15 protein-coding genes are annotated in these 22,455 nt (G+C 42.3%); 8 read left to right on the top strand and 7 right to left on the bottom strand.

The annotated features are described in order from the left end of the window. Positions 1–35: 35 nt before the first annotated feature. From E4S40_RS08105 to E4S40_RS08090, 4 genes are all read left to right on the top strand, one after another. Positions 36–2,102, top strand: a complete 2,067-nt coding sequence (locus tag E4S40_RS08105) for a T9SS type A sorting domain-containing protein (protein ID WP_135072845.1) — start codon at positions 36–38, stop codon at positions 2,100–2,102. A 63-nt stretch (positions 2,103–2,165) separates the two neighbouring features. Next, positions 2,166–3,869, top strand: a complete 1,704-nt coding sequence (locus E4S40_RS08100) for an amidohydrolase (RefSeq protein ID WP_135072843.1) — start codon at positions 2,166–2,168, stop codon at positions 3,867–3,869. A gap of 203 nt (positions 3,870–4,072) precedes the next feature. Next, positions 4,073–4,930 carry a hypothetical protein gene (locus E4S40_RS08095; protein WP_135072841.1) on the top strand — a complete coding sequence of 286 codons (858 nt, stop codon included), beginning with the start codon at positions 4,073–4,075 and terminating at the stop codon, positions 4,928–4,930. A 187-nt stretch (positions 4,931–5,117) separates the two neighbouring features. Then, positions 5,118–8,057, top strand: a complete 2,940-nt coding sequence (locus tag E4S40_RS08090) for a S9 family peptidase (RefSeq protein WP_135072838.1) — start codon at positions 5,118–5,120, stop codon at positions 8,055–8,057. Positions 8,058–8,127: 70 nt separating this feature from the next. Here E4S40_RS08090 and E4S40_RS08085 read toward each other — a convergent pair whose 3' ends face one another. The 3 genes from E4S40_RS08085 to E4S40_RS08075 all read right to left on the bottom strand — a co-directional run bounded on the left by E4S40_RS08085 (position 8,128) and on the right by E4S40_RS08075 (position 9,903). Further along, on the bottom strand, positions 8,128–8,706 hold the full coding sequence (locus E4S40_RS08085; protein WP_135072836.1) for a DsrE family protein: 579 nt from the start codon (positions 8,704–8,706) through the stop codon (positions 8,128–8,130). Positions 8,707–8,782: 76 nt separating this feature from the next. Continuing rightward, positions 8,783–9,577 carry a hypothetical protein gene (locus tag E4S40_RS08080; RefSeq protein ID WP_135072834.1) on the bottom strand — a complete coding sequence of 265 codons (795 nt, stop codon included), beginning with the start codon at positions 9,575–9,577 and terminating at the stop codon, positions 8,783–8,785. 2 nt (positions 9,578–9,579) lie between these two features. After that, complete coding sequence (locus tag E4S40_RS08075) at positions 9,580–9,903, bottom strand: hypothetical protein (RefSeq protein WP_135072832.1); 324 nt, start codon at positions 9,901–9,903, stop codon at positions 9,580–9,582. A gap of 226 nt (positions 9,904–10,129) precedes the next feature. On the opposite strand from E4S40_RS08075, the gene E4S40_RS08070 reads away from it, so the two are divergent. The 4 genes from E4S40_RS08070 to E4S40_RS08055 all read left to right on the top strand — a co-directional run bounded on the left by E4S40_RS08070 (position 10,130) and on the right by E4S40_RS08055 (position 15,488). After that, positions 10,130–12,514, top strand: a complete 2,385-nt coding sequence (locus E4S40_RS08070; protein ID WP_135072830.1) for an outer membrane beta-barrel family protein — start codon at positions 10,130–10,132, stop codon at positions 12,512–12,514. Between the two features lie 76 nt (positions 12,515–12,590). After that, positions 12,591–14,771, top strand: a complete 2,181-nt coding sequence (locus E4S40_RS08065; RefSeq protein ID WP_135072829.1) for a DUF5916 domain-containing protein — start codon at positions 12,591–12,593, stop codon at positions 14,769–14,771. Between the two features lie 55 nt (positions 14,772–14,826). Next, complete coding sequence (locus E4S40_RS08060) at positions 14,827–15,072, top strand: DUF6364 family protein (RefSeq protein ID WP_135072828.1); 246 nt, start codon at positions 14,827–14,829, stop codon at positions 15,070–15,072. Continuing rightward, complete coding sequence (locus E4S40_RS08055) at positions 15,069–15,488, top strand: type II toxin-antitoxin system VapC family toxin (RefSeq protein WP_135072827.1); 420 nt, start codon at positions 15,069–15,071, stop codon at positions 15,486–15,488. Before E4S40_RS08060 ends, E4S40_RS08055 begins: the two co-directional genes overlap by 4 nt. Before the next feature lie 14 nt (positions 15,489–15,502). Here the strand turns inward: E4S40_RS08055 and E4S40_RS08050 are convergent, their stop codons facing one another. The 4 genes from E4S40_RS08050 to clpB form a co-directional block, all read right to left on the bottom strand. Next, on the bottom strand, positions 15,503–16,069 hold the full coding sequence (locus E4S40_RS08050; protein ID WP_135072826.1) for a pyridoxamine 5'-phosphate oxidase family protein: 567 nt from the start codon (positions 16,067–16,069) through the stop codon (positions 15,503–15,505). Then, positions 16,069–16,251: a CPXCG motif-containing cysteine-rich protein gene (locus tag E4S40_RS08045; RefSeq protein WP_135072825.1), complete on the bottom strand. Its 183-nt coding sequence runs from the start codon at positions 16,249–16,251 to the stop codon at positions 16,069–16,071. The genes E4S40_RS08050 and E4S40_RS08045 overlap by 1 nt, the downstream gene beginning before the upstream one ends. Before the next feature lie 168 nt (positions 16,252–16,419). Next, on the bottom strand, positions 16,420–19,536 hold the full coding sequence (locus E4S40_RS08040; RefSeq protein ID WP_135072824.1) for a WD40/YVTN/BNR-like repeat-containing protein: 3,117 nt from the start codon (positions 19,534–19,536) through the stop codon (positions 16,420–16,422). Between the two features lie 164 nt (positions 19,537–19,700). After that, positions 19,701–22,325 carry an ATP-dependent chaperone ClpB gene (gene clpB / locus E4S40_RS08035; protein ID WP_135072823.1) on the bottom strand — a complete coding sequence of 875 codons (2,625 nt, stop codon included), beginning with the start codon at positions 22,323–22,325 and terminating at the stop codon, positions 19,701–19,703. Between the last annotated feature and the right edge of the window lie 130 nt (positions 22,326–22,455).

The following is a 22,455-nucleotide window of genomic DNA, read 5'->3' as shown; positions in this document are numbered from 1 at the left end:
TCGTTTTATATTTAATTTTGGTTTTCATATCACGCATGCGAAGCACTTTATTTCTTCTTCTTTTTCTTCCTTCTGTGCTTGCTTTCGGGCAAACTACTTTTTCCCTGAGTGATTCACCTTCCATTCTAGAAAATGGCCAAACTCTTCCTGCTGCTTGGAGCGGAGGAATCAATTCGGCACAAATTCAAACCATAGATCTGAATGGGGATGAAATCGAAGAATGGGTGATTTGGGATATCAATTCCAGACAATTGAGTGTGTTTGAAAAGTCAGGGGAAATCTTTACTCTCCGTCCCGAATGGGCTTATTTTTTCCCAAGCGACATTAGTGGGTTTCTGGTTTTGGCTGACTTTGATCTAGATGGGAAAAAAGATCTTTTCACCTCGACGGCTTTAGGAATCAAGGTCTATAAAAACACATCTACACAGAATGAAATTTCCTGGGAACTGGAGCGAAATTTTCTCCCTTTGGATAATGGGTCAAATATCCAAGCCAATAATTTGGATACCCCATTAATCAGAGATTTGGATCAGGATGGGGATTTGGACCTTGCGATCTTCAATTTCGCTTCGGGTGATTATTTAGAATTCTATGAAAATACGTCGGTAGACCGAACAGGAATTCCTGATTTGGATGGTTTTGCTTTTCCCAAAACCCATTGGGGGAATTTTGAATTTTGTGCCTGTGGAGACATTTCCTTCGGAAAAACCTGTAGCGGTTTCGATTTAAGTCAAAATCAAACCAAAAACCTTCGAATTCAGCATGCCGGAGGACATTCTATCCTCTATCAGGATTTTACAGGAGATGGTATTCCTGATATGTTACTGGGCAGAGATGAATGTCAGATTCTCTATTTTTTCCCGAATAAAGGCACAGAAAAGGAGCCGATCTTTGATGAATTTTCGAATAGCTTGCCCGCCTTTGGTCCCCTTCCCCAATTTCCTTCATTTCATAATGCTTCTTGGGTGGATGATCAACTCCTGATAAGCCTCAATTCCAACGAAGCAGCAACTATTTACGGAATTGATTACGAATCCTCAGTCTTTCTTTTCAATGGAAATACAACCCCATTTTTGCAGGATCAGGTTTTGGATCTTGGAGAAAACAGCCGGCCTTTTTTCAAAGGAAATCAAAACGGTGGAGAATTGTGGATCACTTCCAATGTGACCCGAGAGGGAGAAGTTTTGGGTGAATTGGCTTCCTTTTCTTTTCAAAACGGTGAATTTGATTTGAGATCCCGCAATCAAGAACTCCGAGAGTTGAATTTGACAGAAATCCAATATTTGGAATACTCAGAACTCCAAAACAACTCGCAGAAGCTAATCAGCGGAATTCGATTTGAAGGGAACATTCCCGAGCAGGTACTTTTTAGATTTTTAGAAGGGACTTGGCAAGAAGCTTTACTAACAGGATATGAACCCAATCGGGGAGATTACCTTCAATTTTATTCCTTTGAAAATCAGGAATACCTCTTGGTTGCCCGGCAAAATGGAGGACTGGATCTTTATGAAATGAATTGGGATTCTTTCTCAGCTCAACTTTCAGAAAGGGATTTTTTGGGTTTTCAGGATAATCCCGCAAATCGGAATCTGAGCATTTCGGTGCAACAAGGAAATCAACCAAATCTCTATGCAGTCGATCAACGAGGGATTGTTGTATTTATCGAAAATTTCATGGAAAACAGCCAGCGAGAAGAAGTAAAAATCCGGATTGGTAACCTAGATTTCCCGACTCGATTAGGCAGAAATACTTGGATAGCACTCGTTCCGAATCTGCTGGGCGACAATCCTGACTTGATTTTAGGAAGCAGAGGCGGTGGTTTGATCTACTTATCTGCTTTAGCTTCTTCCTCACCTCCTTCCGAATCGATTCAGCTTTTAGTGTATCCAAATCCTAGTGATGGCCCCATAAAAGTAATCTCTAATCAAAATGGAAAAGGAAGATTGATTTCAGCCATGGGGCAGGTTCTCCTTTCTGATATTTCTATCAATGCAGGACTAGAACTGGAAATTCAAGCTGGATTTTTGACTCCGGGCCTGTATATTTTTCAATTAGAGACTTCGAATCGAAGCATTATTTCCAAAAAAATCTGGATTAGGTAATTATCGCTGGGTTTTGTTCGGATGGTATAAATGCACTAGCTTTCGTACTAGAAATCAACGATTATGAGAAAATTATATATCCTTGCCCTAGTGGCATTTTTCGGGTTTTCCTGTACCTCCGGGCCGGAAAATCCTGCTGACTCTGTTTTTATCAACGGAATCATTTATACAGTTGATGAATCCAATCCCAAAGTGGAAGCAGTTGCTGTCAAATACGGAATGATTCAGGCGGTGGGAACCACTGCCGAAATCCAGGAATTGGTTGGAGAAAATACTGAAGTCATCGATTTAGCAGGGAAAACCATGACTCCGGGTTTTATCGAGTCTCATGCCCACTTGATGGGAATCGGATACAACAAGCTGGAGCTTGATCTGATGTATGTCAAAACCTATGATGAATTAGTGGAAAAAGTAGCCGAGGCTGTCGCAAAAGCCAAGCCCGGAGACTGGATTACGGGTCGTGGATGGCATCAGGACAAGTGGATCCAAAAACCTGAGAAAATGGTCAAAGGCTTCCAAACCAATGATGCTTTGAATGAAGTTTCTCCTGACAATCCGGTATTTCTTCGCCATGCATCAGGGCATGCCACTTTTGCCAACTCGAAAGCACTTGAACTAGCAGGTATTTCCAATTTACAAGGTGAGCGTCCGGGAGAAGTAGAAGGCGGTGAAATTATCGTGGATGAATTGGGGAATCCTACAGGCGTTTTGACCGAAAGAGCATCAAGCCTTGTGGCACGATTAGTTCCTGAAGAAACCCCTGAGCGAGCAGAAGAAGCCTTAACCTTGGCATTGCAGGAATTAGCAGAAAAGGGAATTACTTCTTTTCATGATGCAGGATCAGGTCAGGATGTGATCGATTTGGTTCAAAAATTCAAAGATGAAGGCAAACTCACCGCTCGAATGTATATTATGCTTACAGGGCGTCAGCCGGAGCTTTTGGAAGAGTGGTACAAGAAAGGCCCGATGATTGATTCTGAAGATCACTTGTTGACAGTCCGTTCCATCAAATTGAACTGCGACGGGGCCTTAGGACCTAGAGGAGCTTGGTTGCTGGAAGACTATGCGGACAGACCGGGACATAGAGGACATGAAACTCTACCGATGTCCGTGGTAACAGAAGTTTCTGAAAAGGCTTTGCCACTCGGATTTCAGGTTTGCTCGCATGCTATTGGAGATCGCGCAAATCAGGAGATTTTGGATCGGTACGAAGCAGCTTTTGCCAAAAATCCAGAAATCCAAGATCATCGATTCCGCATCGAGCATGCCCAACATTTGCATCCAGATGATATCCCAAGATTCGGAGAATTGGGAGTCATCGCAGCTATGCAGGCCATTCATTTGAGTTCGGATCGTCCTTGGGCCATTGATAGATTGGGTGAAAAGCGAATCATTGACGGAGCGTATGTTTGGCAGAAACTCTTTCAAACAGGAGCTCGAATCGCCAACGGAACAGATGCTCCTGTAGAACCGGTGGATGCAATTCCTTCATTTTATGCTTCTGTAACCCGAAAAACTTTGGAAGGTCTTCCAGAAGGAGGCTATGAAGGCGATCAAAAAATGACCCGAGAGCAGGCTTTGAAGTCTTACACCCTAGACGGAGCTTTTGCGGAGTTTGAAGAGGATTTCAAAGGCTCAATCGAAGTGGGAAAAGCAGCTGATTTCACGGTCTTTGATCAAAACATCATGGAGGTAGCTGAGGATGAAATATTGAAAACTCAAGTTGCTATGACGGTGATGGGGGGAAAAGTGGTTTTTAAAAAGTAATCGATAGAAATCTGAATTTAGATTGTAAGTTGTGTGACCTTCCAGGATTTGAAAACCTGGAAGGTTTTTTTGTTTATGCCCCTAAAAGCACAGAAAGGCTTCTTTAACTTTAAAATTTCCAGATATGAAAACCCTCCATTCAGAAACTTTCAGTTAAGCTTTTCGTTGAATGTGAAAATAGTCTACAAAAAGTGATTCAGGTCATGGAAAATAATTTTGTGAAATTCTTCCTCACCGTATTTTTAACATTATGCATTAGCATTTCTTCAGCCCAAAACACCCAAGAGTCCCGAACCTACTTTCCTGGAAATTATTCTACACAACCCATCATCACCTTCAAAGAAGGCTTTTTGAATCAAACCACATACTACTTGGATGGGCAAAAATCCAGTCCCGCAGAGGTAGCGGCCTTAATAAATTCTGTGCAAAGTGAAGAGTTTAGATTTTCCGCCTACCAGCGAAAAAAGAATTGGGGTACTGCCATCAATCTCACAGGCTTGGCAGTAAGCATCGGTTCGGTTGCCTATCTATTTACCAATGAAATCACCCCGGCCAATGTCCGACCTTGGTTTTGGGTGACTTTTGGTGGAGGGGTTGTACAGGGGACTGGGAGTATTCTGATTCGGGATGCAGATAGAAGAATCCGACGTTCAATCAATGATTTCAATGCCTATCATTATTCTGGAGGTGCAGATGCATTTCTAAGCATGGATGTAATGGACGGTTTTTTGGGTCCAAAAATCAATATCTCCGAAGGCCCCATGCAGCTGGAAACGGATCAGGTTTTAACACGGTTTCAATCCAATCCGGAAGCTTTGCAGCTATATGAGCAGGTTCTGAGAAGAGAAAAAGTAAGCACAGTAGCGAATGTAGTCAACTCAGCCCTAGGGATCGGGATTTTCTTTCTTGCAGTAGGTTTTGAATCCCAGTCTTCCAGTCAGAATGATCTCCTGATTCCCTTGACATTCACTGGAGTTGGGCTGAATATTTTTTCAAGATTTTACGAGCGAAAGACGAGAAATCTTACCCGGGAGGCCCTGTACAAGTACAATTATCAGTAAGCCTAAAGTCAACACAGCAGCAAAATCTATGAAACCGGGAAGAGATAATTAAGAATTTTCGGCGATATCGGTATAAAATTCATTTTCGAAGATGCAATAATGTTGCTTTTTTCATCCGTTCTTACAAAATCGCACAGGACTATCCTTTATTTTCCCTAATTTCCTGCTTCAGAAAAAAGATTTACCAATGATCAAAAGACACTTATTCACATTCTGGGCACTTTTCCTTGTTGCCAGTTTGGCAATCGCCCAAGACACCAAACCCATCACTTGGAAAGATATCCCTACCTGGAAATACATGCCAGGCTCAGCTTTCCGACTTTCTCCTGACGGACTGTGGATGGCTTATGGACTCGTCCAACTCGAAGGTGACGGTGAAATCATTCTCCAAAAAGTAGGAGATGAATCCAGTAAGAAAATTTTCAAAATTGGTTCGACCAACTTCCCATCTATGCAATTTAGTGAGGATGGAAAATGGTTTGCCTACACCGAATACCCAACCTTTGCCCAGAAGAAGGCCAATGAGAAAAGCAAAGGGAAGCCTTTGAAGAACAAGGCAATTCTGGTAAAACTCGGAACTGATAACAAGAAGGAATTCGAAAATGTCAGCAATTACTCATTTAATGGTGAAGCCTCTACCCATCTGGCCATCAACCTTTCAAAAGAGGGAAATGGAAATGGTGGAGATGCCCGCGGTTCGGATTTATTGATCTACCATCTTGCCTCTGAGAAAACTCAAAATGTGGGGAATGTGGCAGATTTCGTTTTCAACAAAGCCGGAACTTATCTAGCCTATACAGTCGATGCAGCCAATCAATCAGGGAATGGTTTGTATTTGATGAATGTAGCAGGCAATAGCATGCAAATCTTGGATTCAGATAAGGCTTCCTATAGATCTCTTGCATGGACTGAAAAAGGCGATGCTTTTGCTGCCTTAAAAATGGTCAAGGACAAGAAATATAAGCAAGACAAGGGACAGGTTGTGGGAGTGAAAAATCTAGCTGCTCCTCAGGTCACGGTTTATAATCCTGAAAAAGACTCTGTCAATTTTGATCAGGCTTACACCATTTCTCCAAACAGAAGACCGATGTGGTCCGAAGATTTGACTCGCTTATTTTATGGCATCCATCCTTTGGTTTTAGCTGAGAAAAAGGAGGAGAAAAAAGAAGTAGATCAAGACTCTGTGAAAAAGGCCGAAGCCGAAGCCATGAAGAAAATCATGGCAGACACCACCATCAAATCCATTTCAGATTTACAAAAAGCTATCGCCAAATTGGACTCTGGCAAGGTGAATGGCAAAAAAGAAAACGATGCGAAAAAGCCTGATATGACCATCTGGCACTGGAATGACACCCGCTTGCAATCAAGACAACAAGTCATGCAGAATCAGGATAAAAATTATAGTTTCTGGTCCATGTATGATGTCAATGCTGGCAAACATATCCAATTGCAGGATAGCAGCATGAGAGACTTGAATATTTTGGATAAGCAGCGTTATGCCTTAGGATCGGATTTTCAGGCTTATGAATTGGATGGAAATCTAAACGGTCAGAGTTACAGGGATTTTTACATCGTGGATCTGAAGACTGGAGAGCGAAAAGAGCTTTTCAAAAAATTCTATTTGCCTTCTTTTGGCTCTTTCCCAAGAGAATCTCCTGATGGAACGAAGTTGATTTATGGTCAAGATGGACATTACTACATCTATGATATTCCTACAGGGCAAAGCAAAAATATCACCGAAGGAATGCCTGTTTCCTTTGTCAATGTGGAAGACGATCATAATGTAGAAAAGCCATTATACAGTGCTTTGGGATGGAGCTCAGACAGTAAATACGTCCTTCTTCGAGACGGATGGGACATTTGGCAAGTTCCAGTGGCTTCTACTAAAGAAAGCCCTGTTAATTTGACAGTAAACGGAAGAGAAGATCAAATCCGCTATCAGTATCGATTCACCTTGGATCCTGAGGAAAAAGGCATCGATCTCAGCAAGCCTGCCTATATCCGCATGTATGGGGAATGGACGAAAAAATCTGGAATTGCACAGCTTTCTCCAGCGAAAAAAGGCGGAATGATGGCCGGAGCCAAGGTATTGATTTGGGATGATGCTAATTTCGGAACACTCTCTAAAGCCAAGAATTCGGAAACCTATTATCTATACAAGGAGAAATTCAATGAGCCTACCCAAGTTTACTTGACGGACGCCTCCATTTCTTCCCTTCAGCAAGTAACGGAAAATGCTCCTGATGCGAAAAAATATGCTTGGTCTGAAGGTACTATGCTAGTAGATTATGTCTCCGATAAAGGGGATAAACTTCAAGGTACGCTTTTCTTACCAGCCGAATACGAAGAGGGCAAAAAGTACCCGACCGTTGTGTACTATTACGAAAAGCTTTCCCAAACCCGTCACAATTGGTCCAATCCAGGGTATAGCGGAACGGGTTGGAATCCAAACGTGTATACTTCCAATGGTTTCGCAGTCTTTATTCCAGACATCGTTTACAAGCTCGACGATCCAGGCATGTCCGCAGTTTGGTGTGTAATCCCTGCGGTAAAAGAAGCTATCAAAACAGGTGTCATCGACGAAAATAACATCGGTATTCATGGCCACTCTTGGGGAGGTTATCAAACTTCCTTCCTGATCACGCAAACTGATATGTTCAAGGCTGCCGCTGCAGGAGCTCCATTGACCAATATGATTTCCATGTACGATTTGATCTATTGGAATTCAGGAAGTGGAAATATGTCCATCTTCGAAGCTTCACAAGGTAGATTCCGAGGTGGACCTTGGGAAAACTGGGAAGCATACGAGCGAAACAGCCCAGTTTACCATGTGAAAAATGTCAAGACTCCTCTTTTGATGCTTCATAATGACAAAGACGGAGCGGTGGACTTTACGCAGGGAATCGAATATTATTCTGCCCTGAGAAGGTTGAAAAAACCAGTGGTTTTGGTGCAATACAAAGGGGAAAACCACGGTTTGAGTAAGCTGGAAAATCGAAAGGACTACAGCGTACGGATGATGGAATTCTTCAATCATCACTTGAAAGGTGAAGCTGCTCCAGATTGGTTGGAAAAAGGAGTGGAATTACTAAACCTAGATGATCATTTGAAGGAAAGAGCATTCTGATAAAAAGATTAAAAAATGAAAATCCCCCGAAGTAAAATCGGGGGATTTTTTTTAAATAAGTTTTCCGAACCTAATTACTAATATTCAGATAGGTATAGCCTTGTTTGTCCAAGGTGACAAAGGAAAATTTTGCTGATATCGCGGGGTGAACCAAGTCAGAGATTTCTTCTTCTTTGATGTTCATAAATCCCATACTTTGCCCACAGACATAAAATTCCACTCCAACCTCTTTTAATTTTTGTAGCGCTTCCAAATTGGGATTGCTTTTCCCAAACTTCTCCTGATACTTCTCTTTATTCAAGATGGCCTGAACCAAACCTCCATGAATAACTGCAGCGATATGAAGTTTTTCAGCTGGGACACCTGTGGCAATCCCCAAATTATAGGTTCTTGCTACCTCCAAAAAGGTCTGATGTATAGCTGTGGTATCCCGAATTCTTCCATATAAGTCCAAAACCACCTTATACTCCAAAGTAGAATCATACATTAAAGCTGGATCCTGAATAGGCATAACTCCAACAAATGGATGAAAGTCCAAAACAGGATAAGTAATGTGATCTTTGATATGGGCTGGAATTTCATCCTGAGCCAAGGCTGTCAGAGAAAAACTCATGAATAGCACCAAGCAAGCTAAGCCTAACTTTTTCATAAAATTTGAATTTATAGCATGTTAAAAGGTAGGTAGATTTAGCTGAAAATCATAAAGCTAGCTTCGCTCTAGGAGTTTAATTAAAATGATGACCCCAAGTAGGATCTTCCTCTAGAATCCCTTCCTGTTTGAGAAAGTTTTGATAGGCCTCCTTGAATTCCCGCTTGTATTTATCATGGATTCCCAATGGATAAAGACGAAAAATCGGGTACTTCTCCAACAATGCAGAAAAAGCTTCTTTGAAATTATCGAACTCTTCAATGTAATTCACCCCAAGGATTTTCTCAAAGTCATAATCAGGCTCAAAGTCAAAATACCCACTCTCATCTGTAGTAAAGAAAAAACGATCCTGATTCCCCTTTTTAAAACGATAAAAATTAATGGTGCCACCTTCTGCTCCTATTTCACAGATTCTCTCAAAATCCAAATTGAATTCCACATCCTCCAGCACTCCCATCAATACCATTTCTGTATCTTCTTTAATTCTTGAAGAAGGAAAATAATCTCTTCCAGCTTTTTGGACACGCACCCATGCCACATCCGCATCTGTGGTGAGCGTGATGACCTCAGTTCGGATCCCCAAAGATTTAGCTTTATTACAAAGAGCAAAAAGCCCATCATCATACCCATCAGTGTAGTATTCCACGACCACTTCATTCCCATCCATCAAGGCCATAAATGCTTCGCTGCAGGATTCGTTTATAGCCTGCAATTCCTTATCGCCATCCTCCATAGCTTCATAACTTCCAAAAAGATCCCTCGCTTTTCTCGAAATATTGAAGATACATACCTTCTCTTTTCCGGAATATTCCCGCTCAATGTAGCTGCTTTTTCCGACCCCGCTCGGACCTGTAACAAACGTGATTTTCATATTCATTGATTTTTTGCATAGTTCCACATCACACCCCAAATGTCATGATACGCATCAAGCTTATCCCTTTGGTTCGGAATCTTCGCGATAGCATTTTTAAAGTTGGGATAGTCGATATCCATTACCTGCTTGGAGATGATTTCTACAGCCTTTTCTTTACTCACAAATACCCGAAAACCATAATCCGCCTCCGGAGTGGCAATGATCTCCTCACTTGGAAAAAGTGATTCCAAATCTTTCTTAACCCGAGCCCGAAGCAATACCTGATCGGGCATATCCCGATGTTGAACAATGGATATAAATCCATTTTTACTAGCGATCCACATAATTGAAAATGAATTGATTACAAGAATAAATTTAAGCTATTGAATATTTAAAAAATAGTTTTTGACTGTAATTGTCGCTAAAAAATTCAGTCTTCATTAAGGGCGTTTCCCCAAACCCAACATCCCTCACACCATTGGTAAAAATTTAAGTTTAATTCCCATTTAAGAATTTTAAATTAAGATTCTTAATGGTGAGCTAAAACTTACCAGCCCAGCCTACAAACCTATGATAACGCCAAAATTCAACTTTCGGCTTTTTTTAGCCGGGTTTACCTGCTTTCTGCTTTTTAGCCTCCCTGCCTTTTCGCAAGGGAAACTGCAGGGAAAAATCCAGGACCAAAATTCCAAACAAGCCCTTTCTTTTGCTTCTGTAGCAGTTTACTCTCCTTCCGACAGCCTTGTTGGAGGGGGGATTACTGAAGAAAATGGAAGTTTTACCATCGATCTACCTTTTGGGAAGTTCTACGCATTGGTAGAATTCATGGGATTTGAATCCTTTAAAAGCGAGCTCTTTGAGCTTTCCCGATCTGGCATTCAAGTGGATTTAGGTACCATTTTTCTCAAATCTTCTGCTGAAGACTTGGAGGAAGTTCTCGTTCAGGGGGAAAAAACCTTGATGGAGCTTTCTTTGGATAAACGAATTTTCAACGTAGGTAAAGACTTGGCCAATGCCGGAGGAACAGCTACGGATATTTTGATGAATTTACCTTCTGTAGCCGTGGATCCTGAGGGTAATGTTCGGCTTAGAGGCTCATCAAATGTTCGGATTTTGATTGACGGAAAACCTTCTGGTTTAGTAAGCTTCAAAGGCTCCTCAGGATTGCGTCAGCTCCCCGCCAATCTCGTCGAGCGAGTCGAAGTCATTACCAACCCTTCTGCGCGCTATGAAGCAGAAGGAATGGCCGGCGTAATCAACATTATCCTAAAAAAGGACAATAAACAGGGTTTCAATGGATCATTTGAAGTAATTGCGGGCACTCCCTTAAATCTGGGATTCTCTGCCAATCTGAACTACCGGAAAAACCGGATCAACTGGTTCATCAATTATGGTTTTGCGCGCAGATATCAGCCTTATGTAAGCGAACAGTACCAAGAAGTCTATGAAGATGGAAATACCTTGATTTTAAACCAAGCCAATTCAGGAGAGCTTCGAGGTTGGAATAATAATATTCGCGGAGGCTTGGATTATTTCTTTTCCGAACAAAGCGTTTTGACCTTGTCTTACCTTTGGCGTAGAACTGACGGTAGAAGAATCACCGATATCCGCTATGATGACTATTTAAATTCTTTGGATAATTTCCTAGGCTACTCCCTTCGAAGACAAGACGAAAAAGAAAAAGAGCCCAACTCGGAAATTGCATTGAATTACAAGCGGAGCTTTGCAGAAAAAGGCCATGAACTAACGGCAACCTTTACCTACCTGAATTATTGGGAAAATTCAGATCAGCTCTTTACCGAGTTTCGATTTGATGAAAATGGACAAGCCATTCCCGAAGAGAATTTGGTGCAGACTTCCCTAAATGATGAATTCGAAAATCAATACCTGCTTCAAGTGGACTACACCAAGCCATTAGGAACGGAAGGAAAGTTTGAAACAGGAATTCGAACCAGTTTTCGGGAAATGGAAAACGACTTTATCGTTTCCCAAGAAAACGAAAGCGGGGATTTAGTGCCGCTTCCTGGTTTGGATAATATTTTCCTCTACAATGAAAATATCTTGGCAGCTTATGGAATTCTGGGAAACAAAACGGGAAATTGGAGCTACCAAGCGGGCCTTCGTGCGGAGCATACGGATGTGGAGACGATTTTGGCAGAAACCAATGAGCGGAATCCACGCAAATACACCAATCTATTTCCAAGTGCACATTTGACCTACAATATTTCGGAAGAAAACGCATTTCAACTCAGCTATTCCCGTCGAGTAAGGAGACCGGTTTACAATGATCTCAGCCCCTATGTGACTTTTTCCGATCAGCGGAATTTCTTCAGTGGCAATCCAGATTTAGATCCTGAATTTACGGATGCCTTCGAACTGGGTCACATCAAATATTTCGAGAAAGGAACACTATTTTCAACAGCTTATTTTCGGAATACGGTCGACAAAATCGAACGGATACGAACTGTCAATGAAGAGGGTTTTGCTACCACCCTACCCTACAATTTGACAGGAGAGCAATCATTCGGCCTAGAATTCAGTGCAGACTATCGACCAGTGAATTGGTGGAAACTGGATCTGAATTTGAATTTCTTTCATGCAGATATTGACGGAAGTAATATTCAAGCAGATTTTCAAGCGAAAACCACTTCATTCTTAGCAAGGCAAACTTCCCGATTTACCTTGGAAGGAGGTTGGGACTTGCAGCTTAGAACCAATTATGATGCAAGACAAAAAACGGCTCAAGGCGTAAGGAAAGGAATATTCTTCATGGACCTTTCTGCAAGTAAACAAATTTTGGACGAGCGAGGCCGTTTGATCTTCACAGTGAATGATATTCTCAATTCCAGAAGAAATCGATTCATTACCGAAGGAGTAAACTTCTACACCGAAGGAGACTCACAGTTCATCCGAAGACAGATCAATCTTACTTTCTCCTTCCGAGTCAAACAATAATCCATTCATCCAGCCTTTGCTATAAAAGTCACAAAAATCAGCCTCCAAAAATCTTAATTTTGAGGGCTTTATCCCCATGACCCGATTACGCCTACTTTCCTTTCTTCTTGGCTTTTTGCTTGTATTCCCTGTGAAAGCTCAAAAAATCAATGATGCCTACCGCTTGGCTATCCAAAAAGCAAGTTCGGAAATCATTATTGATGGAGTTCTTGATGAACAAGCCTGGCTAGACGCCGAAGTGGCCACTGACTTTTTTATGATTACCCCAATGGACACGAGTTTTGCTCAGGTCAAAACTGATGTCAGAATGACTTATGACGACCAAAACTTGTACTTAATCGTCGTCAATCACCATGCAGTCGAAGGCCCCTACATGGTGGAGTCTCTACGAAGAGATTTCAGCTTTGGGAAAAATGACAACTTCCTCCTTTTCATGGATCCTTTTGATGATCAAACAAATGGGTTTTCTTTTGGAGCCAATGCCGCCGGTGCCCAATGGGACGGCATCATGTACAATGGTGGAAGCGTAGATTTAAGTTGGGATAACAAATGGACTTCCAAAGTCCGTAACTACGAGGACAAATGGATTTTTGAGGCAGCCATTCCTTTCAAATCCATTCGATACAAAAAGGGAATTAAAGAATGGGGAGTGAACTTTTCCCGACTCGACCTCAAGACAACCGAAAAATCAGGCTGGGCTCCAGTACCTCGACAATTCCCTTCAGCATCCTTAGCTTACACTGGAATTCTTGTTTGGGATAATCCACCTCCTGACCCGGGGGCCAATATTTCAGTCATTCCCTATTTATTGGGAGGAGTTTCCAAGGATTTTGAAAACAATGGGGAAACTTCCTATCGAAGAGAAATCGGGATGGATGCTAAAATTTCCCTGACTTCTTCCCTGAATTTGGACTTGACGGTCAATCCAGATTTTTCCCAAGTGGAAGTAGACCGACAAGTGACCAATTTGGATCGATTTGAGCTCTTTTTCCCAGAAAGAAGGCAATTCTTTCTAGAGAACGGAGATCTCTTCGCCAACTTCGGCTATAGTACAATCCGGCCCTTTTTCTCCAGAAGAATCGGTCTCAATGCTCCTATCCAATTTGGCGCCCGACTTAGCGGGAAAATCAACAAGGACTGGCGTATCGGAGCCATGAATATGCAGACGGGAGAAGTAAGTGAGGAGGGGCTTCCCTCTCAAAATTTCACCGTGATGGCATTGCAAAGACAGGTTGGGGCCAGAAGTAATATCACTGGGATTTTCATCAACAAGCAATCCCTAAACTACAATCCTGATCCAGATTCAGAAGCGCCTGTTTACTCTCAATTCAACCGGAATGTGGGGCTAGAATACAACCTGGCTTCTTCTAATAATTTGTGGACTGGAAAAGCCATGCTACTCCAAAGCTTCGGGCCGGATAACTTGGCAAATGGCTTTGTGCATGCAGCCAATTTAAAATATGCATCCGGTAATCTGACCTGGAATTGGCAGCATGAATTGGTTTCTGAAAACTACACGGCAGAAGTTGGTTATGTCCCCCGACGAGGCTATACCAAAATCAACCCTACCATCGGTTATCGTTGGTTTCCAGTAAGCGAAAAAATCCTCAGTCATGGACCCGATATCGGCGTAACCTATTTCTTCAACAAGGAAGGAGTCAAAACCGATAACACCACCTATGTGGCCTACAGCATCAAATGGCGAAGCCAAAGCACTTTTATGCTATGGACGGCTTATGACTTTATCAAACTGCAAAGACCATTTGATCCCACCAATTTTTCTGGAGAAACACTGCCAGCAGGAACAGACCATTCTTGGACGGCCTTAGGTGCAGAATACACCTCCAAGCCCCAAAGTTTATTTACCTACAGCTTCACTACTCGACTTGGTGGATATTACGCTGATGGAAAACGATATAATTTCACCACGGATCTTGGCTATCGTTTTCAGCCCTATGTCAGTTTGGCCTTAAGCACGAATTTCAATCGCATCAATCTTCCAGAACCTTGGGGGAATACAGATTTTTGGTTGGTAGGCCCACGGGTAGATGTGACCATGACCAATACCCTCTTTTTCACAGCATTTGTTCAGTACAATGAACAAATCAAAAACATCAATCTGAATACCCGTTTCCAATGGAGATTTAAGCCTGCATCGGACTTGTTTATTGTTTACACGGATAATTACCTTCCAGCTCCTTTTTATACCAAAAACAGATCAATTGTGCTGAAATTCACCTATTGGTGGAATATTTAAGGCAGAAAAACAGGTATTATTGAATAATTCACGTATAATTTTTAATTTTATACGTATGAATAAAAAGCTCACTCTTTCTTTGGATGAGGATATCATCGAAAAGGCAAAAGTCTATGCCTCCCAAACTGGAAAAAGCCTCTCCAGTTTAGTAGAGGATTTTTTTGAAAATCTGACTGAAAAGCCTGCATCTTCAGAAATTTCTTCAAAGATCAAACACATTTCGGGAAAGATTGAAATTCCTGCCGACTTTGATTTGGAAGAAGAATTAAGAAAAGGACTGGAGGAAAAGTATTTGAGATGAAAATCTTTCTAGACACTAATATTATTATTGACTTTTTGACTAATAGACCTCCATTTACGCAGGAAGCAATAGAGCTTTTTCAACTTGCTGAATCCGGAAAAATTGAGCTTTACACCTCCACTCATGTCTTGGCAAATACCCACTACGTACTAAAAAAATATTTGGAGGATAAAAAACTAAGAGAAACACTGCTCGAATTAGCCGAAATGATTAAGATCTCTGATGTAACAGCAAAGGGCTTTTTGACTGCGCTTAGGTCACTTCACAAGGATTTCGAAGATGCTGTGCAAATCACTACTGCTGAGGAGATTGTTGGGATCGATTATATCATTACTCGGAATCTCAAGGATTTTAAATCATCATCTATTCCAGCAATTTCTGTTCGGGAGTTGATGAGTATAAACTCCCAAGGGTAAAACAGGATCGAAAATCAAGGCACCATCCAAGTCCCTTGCCAGTTTTCCTTTTTCGAAAAGAATAACCTCAAGTGTCCTTTTCTTTGAAGCTGCAAAAGCTCAATTTCTATCGGCAAAAATTCCAAAACACATAAAAAATGATCAGAAGGATTTCCCTCTTTACTGCCCGCTTGGAAATGGGGAATGGGAGTTCCTGGGGCTTTGGCGGCGGAATATTCTGATCTTCGTTGTGCTGGAATAGTCCTCCAAATTTCTCTTGCTAATTCATCCTGATAATGAAGCTTAGTTTGAGCTTTTACCCGAATTTGGACCTGCTTTTTAGGATGGTAAAAATGAAGCGTAGCATTCGGGTTGATCTTCAAATCCGAGCACTTTTCTGATCGGTAATCTGTATAAACAAAAAAATGAAACTCCTCACTTACCTTTCTCAGCACTACAGTCCTAACTGATGGAAAATCCGAAGAAACCGTACCCAAATTCACCCAATGAAAAGGATGCTTAGCATCTAATGCCCCTCGATGTAGTTCATGCTTGACTACTTGCCAAATTTCTTCTAGGGAATCACTTTCCTTAAACAACATTATTGTTCAATTGAGTTAGCTTCAAAATAGACCAATTCACCATCCTCAAACTCCACCTGAAGCTCAATGGGATTGCAGCAAACTTCACAATCCTCGATATATTCCTGTCGGCCGACAGAGGGATCGAGAAGCATGGAAATCTCCTGAAAGCAATGGGGACATTGGAAGAAGTGTTCTAACATGGTGTAGAAACTTGTGAGGCTCTAAAAAGTTGAGTGGAACCCTTAAAAAAAACGTCATCGCGAGCTAAGCGAAGCCCGCCTCCCGGATGGCAGGCGATCTCTCTTACTTAAATGAGATTGCTTCACTTCGTTCGCAATGACGATTATTACCGTGATACTCTTTCCAATTTAATCCTTTTTCGGAGCCAAAATCGGGATCTTCTGATCGATCATGGCTTTTTCCAAAGCTTTGGTATCTTGCAAAGCTTGATTCACTTGGACCTTAACCTTTGAATAAACATCAAGTAGGTCCTTAGCTCGCTGCTTCTGCCCTTCCGTAACAGGAGGCTCTCCCTCGTTGATGGCACCGTATATATGCAGTAAATCTGCATCCAATTTATTCGGGAAATTGATCACATCCTGGAAAGTCTTCTGCTTTGTTTGAATCAATTCAGACTCTGCACTATCAATAGAAGCAAGTACTTCTTTGGCCTGAGTATGCCAAGCCTCATACTTTTCTGAATCGACGCGGCTTTGCAAATCCTTAATTTGAGTTCGAATACTTCGAAGATCCTCTGCCATACTTCGGGTATCAATAATGGCTTCCCGCAAAGTCAGAAGCTGGGTTTCTTGCTCCTGATATTGAGCGGCAGTTGCAGTCCATCGAGGGTCAGCTTTGACTGTAAGATCTTGGGTTATTTCCTGATCACCATAGCGCATCACAAGTTTGTAATTACCGGGGATCACTCGCTGAGCAGATGAACCGATTCCGGAAAACACCCCTTCCACACCTTCAAAAGCATCCAAACTCAAATCCCAATTAAGCCTATTCATCCCAGCTTTTTTCTTGATTTTTCCGGTTTTGGCTTTGGTATCCGTAGTGAACTTTCGAAGTACTTTTCCATTCATATCTTGGACCTCTGCTTCCAAAAGGACTGAATCAGCATTCTCTTTCAAATAGTATAGAATAGAAAAGCCGGGATATGGATTTTGCCCTAACTGAGGGTTATTCCCCCGCATCGCATAATCCCGAATAGCAGTTTCAGGCTCATAAACATGGAAATCTGAAGAAGCGGCCTCTTTCAGCTCGTACAAAGGGTTAAGGTCATCCATCACCCAAAACGCTCTTCCTGAAGTGGCGATGATCATGTCATTGTCCTGAATCATCAAGTCATTAATAGGAACTACAGGTAAGTTAAACTGGAATTTCTCCCACATTTGACCTCCATTGAAAGAAACATAAAGGCCAGTTTCTGTTCCTGCATACAACAAATCTTTTTGATTTGGATCTTCTCGAACTACCCGAACAAAAGCTTCATCAGGGATTCCATTAACAAGACGAGTCCAGCTAGCTCCATAGTCCGTAGACTTGAAAATATGAGGCGTGAAATCATTGAATTTATAGCTTGTAAATGCCACATAAACCGTTGCCGGGTCATGCGGTGAAACTTCAATCTGATTGACCATTCCATCCGGTGTATTTAGGATGGTGATATTGGTCCAGCTTTTACCACCATCCTGAGTCACATGAAGCAATCCATCATCAGCTCCAGCATACAAGACATCTGGAGTATGAGGAGATTCGGCTAAATACATAATGGTGTGGTAGACTTCCCCTCCTGCCCCTTCATTGGTAATTGGACCTCCACCATTATCCAAATGTTCTGGATCATTCTTAGTCAAATCAGGCGAAACTTCCTCCCAACTCAAGCCTCGATTAGTGGTCTTCAATACCACATTTCCAGCATGATAAATCACAGATGGGTCATGCTTAGAGGCGATGATAGGCGCATTCCAATTAAATCGATATTTAACCTCAGCGGGCTTGGATGCCAAACCCTGATAAGGATAAGCCATCACGTCTTTTTCCAATTCTGTTTGGGAATTCCACTCAGTAATGATTCCTTGATAGCATCCGGAATATACGTAGATCGGATTTTCTGGATCAAAGGCTGAATAGGCTGATTCACAACCTCCAACCGGATAAAACTCATCCCAACCAATTCCTCCACCATTTGCTCGTGAAGCAATGGAGACAGAAGAATTATCCTGTTGACCTCCATAAATCCGATAAGGAAACTGCTTGTCTACATTCACCCGATAAAATTGAGCGGTAGGCTGATTATCCTGTCGTGACCAGGTTTTTCCTCCATCAATAGAAACATTTCCTCCACCGTCATTAGCATTAACCATGTATTGAGGATGAGATGGGTTGATCCAAAGCTGATGATTATCTCCATGTCTAGTGCGAAGATTGACGAATGTTTTCCCTCCATCCTTCGATTCCACCAGAGGAGCATTCATGATATACACCGTTTCAGGCTCAGTAGGGTGAGCCAAAATATGCATGTAATACCAGGATCTTGCCCGAAGTAAACGATCTCCATTTACCAAGCGCCAAGATTTTCCTGCGTCATCAGATCGATATAAACCACCGTCCTCCGCTTCAATAATTGCCCAAACTGTATTTGGATTTGCTCGGGATACAGATACGCCAATTTTACCCATCACTCCTTTTGGGAGACCTTCAGAAAGCTTTTCCCAAGTTTTTCCCATGTCCGTGGACTTATAAATTCCACTTCCCGGGCCTCCACTTTGTACTTTCCATGGAAATCTTCGATGATCCCAATAGGCCGCGTAAACAATTCGGGGGTTTTTCATATCCATACTAAGGTCTGAAACCCCTGAGTTTTCATCTACATAATGAACTTTCTCCCAAGTTTCTCCTCCGTCTTCAGAGCGATAAATTCCCCGGGCATCAGTGGCTCCATAGGGACTTCCTTGACCTCCCACGATCACTAAGTCAGGATTGGAAGGATGGACAACGATCTTTGAAATTTGGCGAATCTCTGAAAGCCCCATGTTCTTCCAGGTTTTTCCTCCGTCAGTAGATTTATAGACCCCGTCTCCATGGGATGTCATCACACCTCGGACAGGCGCTTCCCCCATTCCCACATAAACCACATTTGGGTCGGATTCGGCTACGGTAATCGCTCCAACTGAAGCCGTCCCAAAATAGCCATCAGAGACATTAAACCAGCTTTCACCGGCGTCTGTGGTTTTCCAGACTCCACCAACGGAGCCCATGTAAAAGGTCAAAGGTTCTTGTACAACCCCAGCAACTGCCGTTGCTCGGCCACCTCGAAATGGTCCAACAAGGCGAAATTCCATCGCATTGTAAAGGGCAGTATCAAAAGTAGCCGTTTGAGCAGGCTCAGTTTTCTTTTTAGATTTCTGGGAAAACGCTATTTCTGGTGAAAAAAGCACAAGCAGTCCCAGCAAAATGGGAATGAATTTAAATCGCATGATAGATTGGTTTGGTGGTGAAAGGTAAGTTACGAAAGGGGAAGGACTTCTTTTTAGAAAAATTGGAAAAATACAATTAGCCATTTTAGCCTTGCAAACCTTGTAAAATAAAAAACCCTCGAGAAGGATTTATCTCGAGGGTCATAAAAGAGTTAGAGCAAAAATTACTCTACAACGACCGGCGTTTCAATATTTTTGAAATACACCTGCTTATCAGCATCCAAGTCAACCATTACTGCTGAATCACTCTTAATGTATCTAGCCAAGATTTCCTTGGAAAGCTCATTCAATATCAATCGTTGCATCGTTCGCTTAAGCGGTCTGGCTCCAAACTGAGGATCAAACCCAACATCCGCCAAGTAATCCAATACCTCTGGAGTAGCCTCGATCTCAATATTGGATTCAGACAATCGCTTTTGAATTTCTCTCCATTGGATATCCACGATTTTGCGGATTATCTCTTTGTTGAGAGGCTCAAACATGATCACTTCATCAATCCGGTTGAGGAATTCAGGTCGAACAGATTTCTTGAGAAGGTCGAAAACCTCTCCTTTGGTCTTTTCCAAAACCTCTTCCTTGTTCCAGTCCTCCATTTCGGCAAATCGTTCCTGAATCAAGTGCGAACCGATATTGGTGGTCATAATGATGATCGTATTCTTGAAGTTGGCGATTCGCCCTTTATTATCAGTCAAACGGCCATCATCCAAAACCTGCAATAGGATATTGAATACATCCGGATGGGCTTTCTCGATCTCATCCAAGAGAATAACAGAGTAAGGCTTTCTTCGAACTGCTTCGGTCAATTGTCCACCTTCATCGTATCCCACATATCCCGGAGGCGCTCCTACCAATCGGCTGACGGCATGTCTTTCTTGGTATTCGGACATGTCAATTCGCACCATGGCATTTTCATCATTGAAGAGGTATTCAGCGAGGGCTTTCGCCAACTCAGTCTTACCCACACCAGTCGTACCCATGAAGATGAAGCTACCAATCGGACGTCTTGGGTCCTGCAATCCTGCTCGGCTTCGACGAACTGCATCGGAAAGTGCGGCGATCGCTTCTTTCTGTCCTGCCACGCGTCTACCCAATTCATCCTCCAAGTGGAGTAATTTTTCTCGCTCGGATTGGATCATTTTACTTACCGGAATTCCAGTCCATTTGGAAACAACGGCTGCGATGTCCTCAGCATCCACTTCTTCCTTAAGGAGAGGTGAGCCAGATTGCATTTCTATCAGTTGCTTTTGGAAGGATTCCAATTTCTTTTCAGATTCCACAATCTTTCCGTATCGGATTTCGGCTACTTTTCCAAAATCACCGGCACGCTCAGCTTGCTCGGCTTCCAGCTTGAACTTATCAATGTTCTCTTTTTCGCGCTGAATGCCCATAATCACAGCCTTTTCGCTTTCCCATTTAGCCTTTACCGACTGACGTTTTTCGGAAAGCTCTGCAATCTCTTTGCTCAAAGAAGCTTCTTTATCCTTGTTCTTTTCTCTTCGGATCGCTTCTCGCTCAATTTCCAATTGCATGATTCGACGATTCAACTCATCCAATTCCTGAGGCAAAGAATCAATCTCCATTCTCAGTTTGGCTGCTGCTTCATCCATCAAGTCAATGGCTTTATCAGGCAAGAATCGATCGGTGATATAACGTTGGGATAATTCCACTGCCGCGATTACTGCATCATCTTTAATCCGAACCCCGTGGTGCAATTCATATTTATCCTTGATTCCTCGGAGGATGGAAATCGCATCCGCAACATCCGGTTCATCAACAATAACAGCTTGGAATCTTCGCTCGAGGGCTTTATCCTTTTCGATATATTTCTGGTATTCTTTAAGAGTAGTCGCACCGATAGCATGCAATTCCCCTCTTGCCAAAGCTGGCTTCAGTAAGTTGGCGGCATCCATGGCCCCTTCACCTCCACCGCCTGCTCCGATCAAGGTGTGAATCTCATCAATAAAAAGAATGATCTCCCCTTCCGAGTCGGTCACCTCTTTAATGACGGCTTTCAGTCGCTCTTCAAATTCACCTTTGTACTTGGCGCCAGCTACCAACAAACCCATATCCAAAGAGATGAGGGTTTTTGATTTTAGGTTTTCGGGCACATCCCCAGAAACGATTCGCTGAGCCAATCCTTCTACAATCGCTGTTTTACCTACCCCAGGCTCACCCAATAGGATAGGATTATTTTTTGTACGTCTTGCCAAGATTTGCAACACGCGCCTGATCTCTTCATCTCGGCCAATGACAGGGTCGATTTTGCCCTTTTTGGCCAACTCATTTAGGTTTTTGGAATATTTTTCCAAAGCCCTATACTTACTTTCTGCGTTAGGGTCAGTCACTTTAGTTCCTTTTCGTAGTTCTTTAATTGCTTCAATCAAGGGCTTTTCAGCTATACCTTGATCTTTCAAGAGTTGGGCAGTGGCATCTGCGCCTGCCAAAATCCCCAAGAGCAAATGCTCAATGGCGACAAATTCATCCCCAAAGGTTTTAAGATAATCCTTCGCTTTGGTCAAAGCTTGGTTGGCAGCACTTGAAAGATAAGGCTGCTGATTATCCCCACTTACTTTAGGAAGTTTCCCCAATTGCTCATCAAGCTTTTGGGTAATCAACTGCTTATTTGCACCGAGTTTTTTGAAGACAAAATCGGTAACATTTTCATCCTCAGTAAAAATCCCCTTAAGCAAATGAGCCGGCTCGATGGTAGGTTGCCCAGCACCCATCGCCAACTCAACGGCTTTTTGGATCGCCTCCTGAGACTTGATAGTAAATTGCTTGAAATCCATGTATCGCTAGTGGTTTAGTTACTTTTTAATTCTATTCATCAAAAGAATCGCCAAGTCTAAAAACAAGTCATTTTGTCTATTTTTTTTCGATGGATCTTATTTTTTCGGAATTTTTGGCATAAAAAAACCC

This window comes from Algoriphagus kandeliae, assembly GCF_004571135.1.
Lineage (GTDB): Bacteria > Bacteroidota > Bacteroidia > Cytophagales > Cyclobacteriaceae > Algoriphagus > Algoriphagus kandeliae.
This window is presented reverse-complemented; position numbering and strand designations above follow the sequence as displayed.

Excerpts from the sequence above, each read along its gene's own strand:
- E4S40_RS08080 (WP_135072834.1), bottom strand. The coding sequence starts at position 9,577 with ATGAAAATCACGTTTGTTACAGGTCCGAGCGGGGTCGGAAAAAGCAGC.
- E4S40_RS08070 (WP_135072830.1), top strand. The coding sequence starts at position 10,130 with ATGATAACGCCAAAATTCAACTTTCGGCTTTTTTTAGCCGGGTTTACC.
- E4S40_RS08055 (WP_135072827.1), top strand. The coding sequence starts at position 15,069 with ATGAAAATCTTTCTAGACACTAATATTATTATTGACTTTTTGACTAAT.
- E4S40_RS08085 (WP_135072836.1), bottom strand. The coding sequence starts at position 8,706 with ATGAAAAAGTTAGGCTTAGCTTGCTTGGTGCTATTCATGAGTTTTTCT.
- E4S40_RS08095 (WP_135072841.1), top strand. The coding sequence starts at position 4,073 with ATGGAAAATAATTTTGTGAAATTCTTCCTCACCGTATTTTTAACATTA.
- E4S40_RS08100 (WP_135072843.1), top strand. The coding sequence starts at position 2,166 with ATGAGAAAATTATATATCCTTGCCCTAGTGGCATTTTTCGGGTTTTCC.
- E4S40_RS08050 (WP_135072826.1), bottom strand. The coding sequence starts at position 16,069 with ATGTTGTTTAAGGAAAGTGATTCCCTAGAAGAAATTTGGCAAGTAGTC.
- E4S40_RS08065 (WP_135072829.1), top strand. The coding sequence starts at position 12,591 with ATGACCCGATTACGCCTACTTTCCTTTCTTCTTGGCTTTTTGCTTGTA.
- E4S40_RS08040 (WP_135072824.1), bottom strand. The coding sequence starts at position 19,536 with ATGCGATTTAAATTCATTCCCATTTTGCTGGGACTGCTTGTGCTTTTT.
- clpB (WP_135072823.1), bottom strand. The coding sequence starts at position 22,325 with ATGGATTTCAAGCAATTTACTATCAAGTCTCAGGAGGCGATCCAAAAA.
- E4S40_RS08060 (WP_135072828.1), top strand. The coding sequence starts at position 14,827 with ATGAATAAAAAGCTCACTCTTTCTTTGGATGAGGATATCATCGAAAAG.
- E4S40_RS08090 (WP_135072838.1), top strand. The coding sequence starts at position 5,118 with ATGATCAAAAGACACTTATTCACATTCTGGGCACTTTTCCTTGTTGCC.
- E4S40_RS08045 (WP_135072825.1), bottom strand. The coding sequence starts at position 16,251 with ATGTTAGAACACTTCTTCCAATGTCCCCATTGCTTTCAGGAGATTTCC.
- E4S40_RS08075 (WP_135072832.1), bottom strand. The coding sequence starts at position 9,903 with ATGTGGATCGCTAGTAAAAATGGATTTATATCCATTGTTCAACATCGG.
- E4S40_RS08105 (WP_135072845.1), top strand. The coding sequence starts at position 36 with ATGCGAAGCACTTTATTTCTTCTTCTTTTTCTTCCTTCTGTGCTTGCT.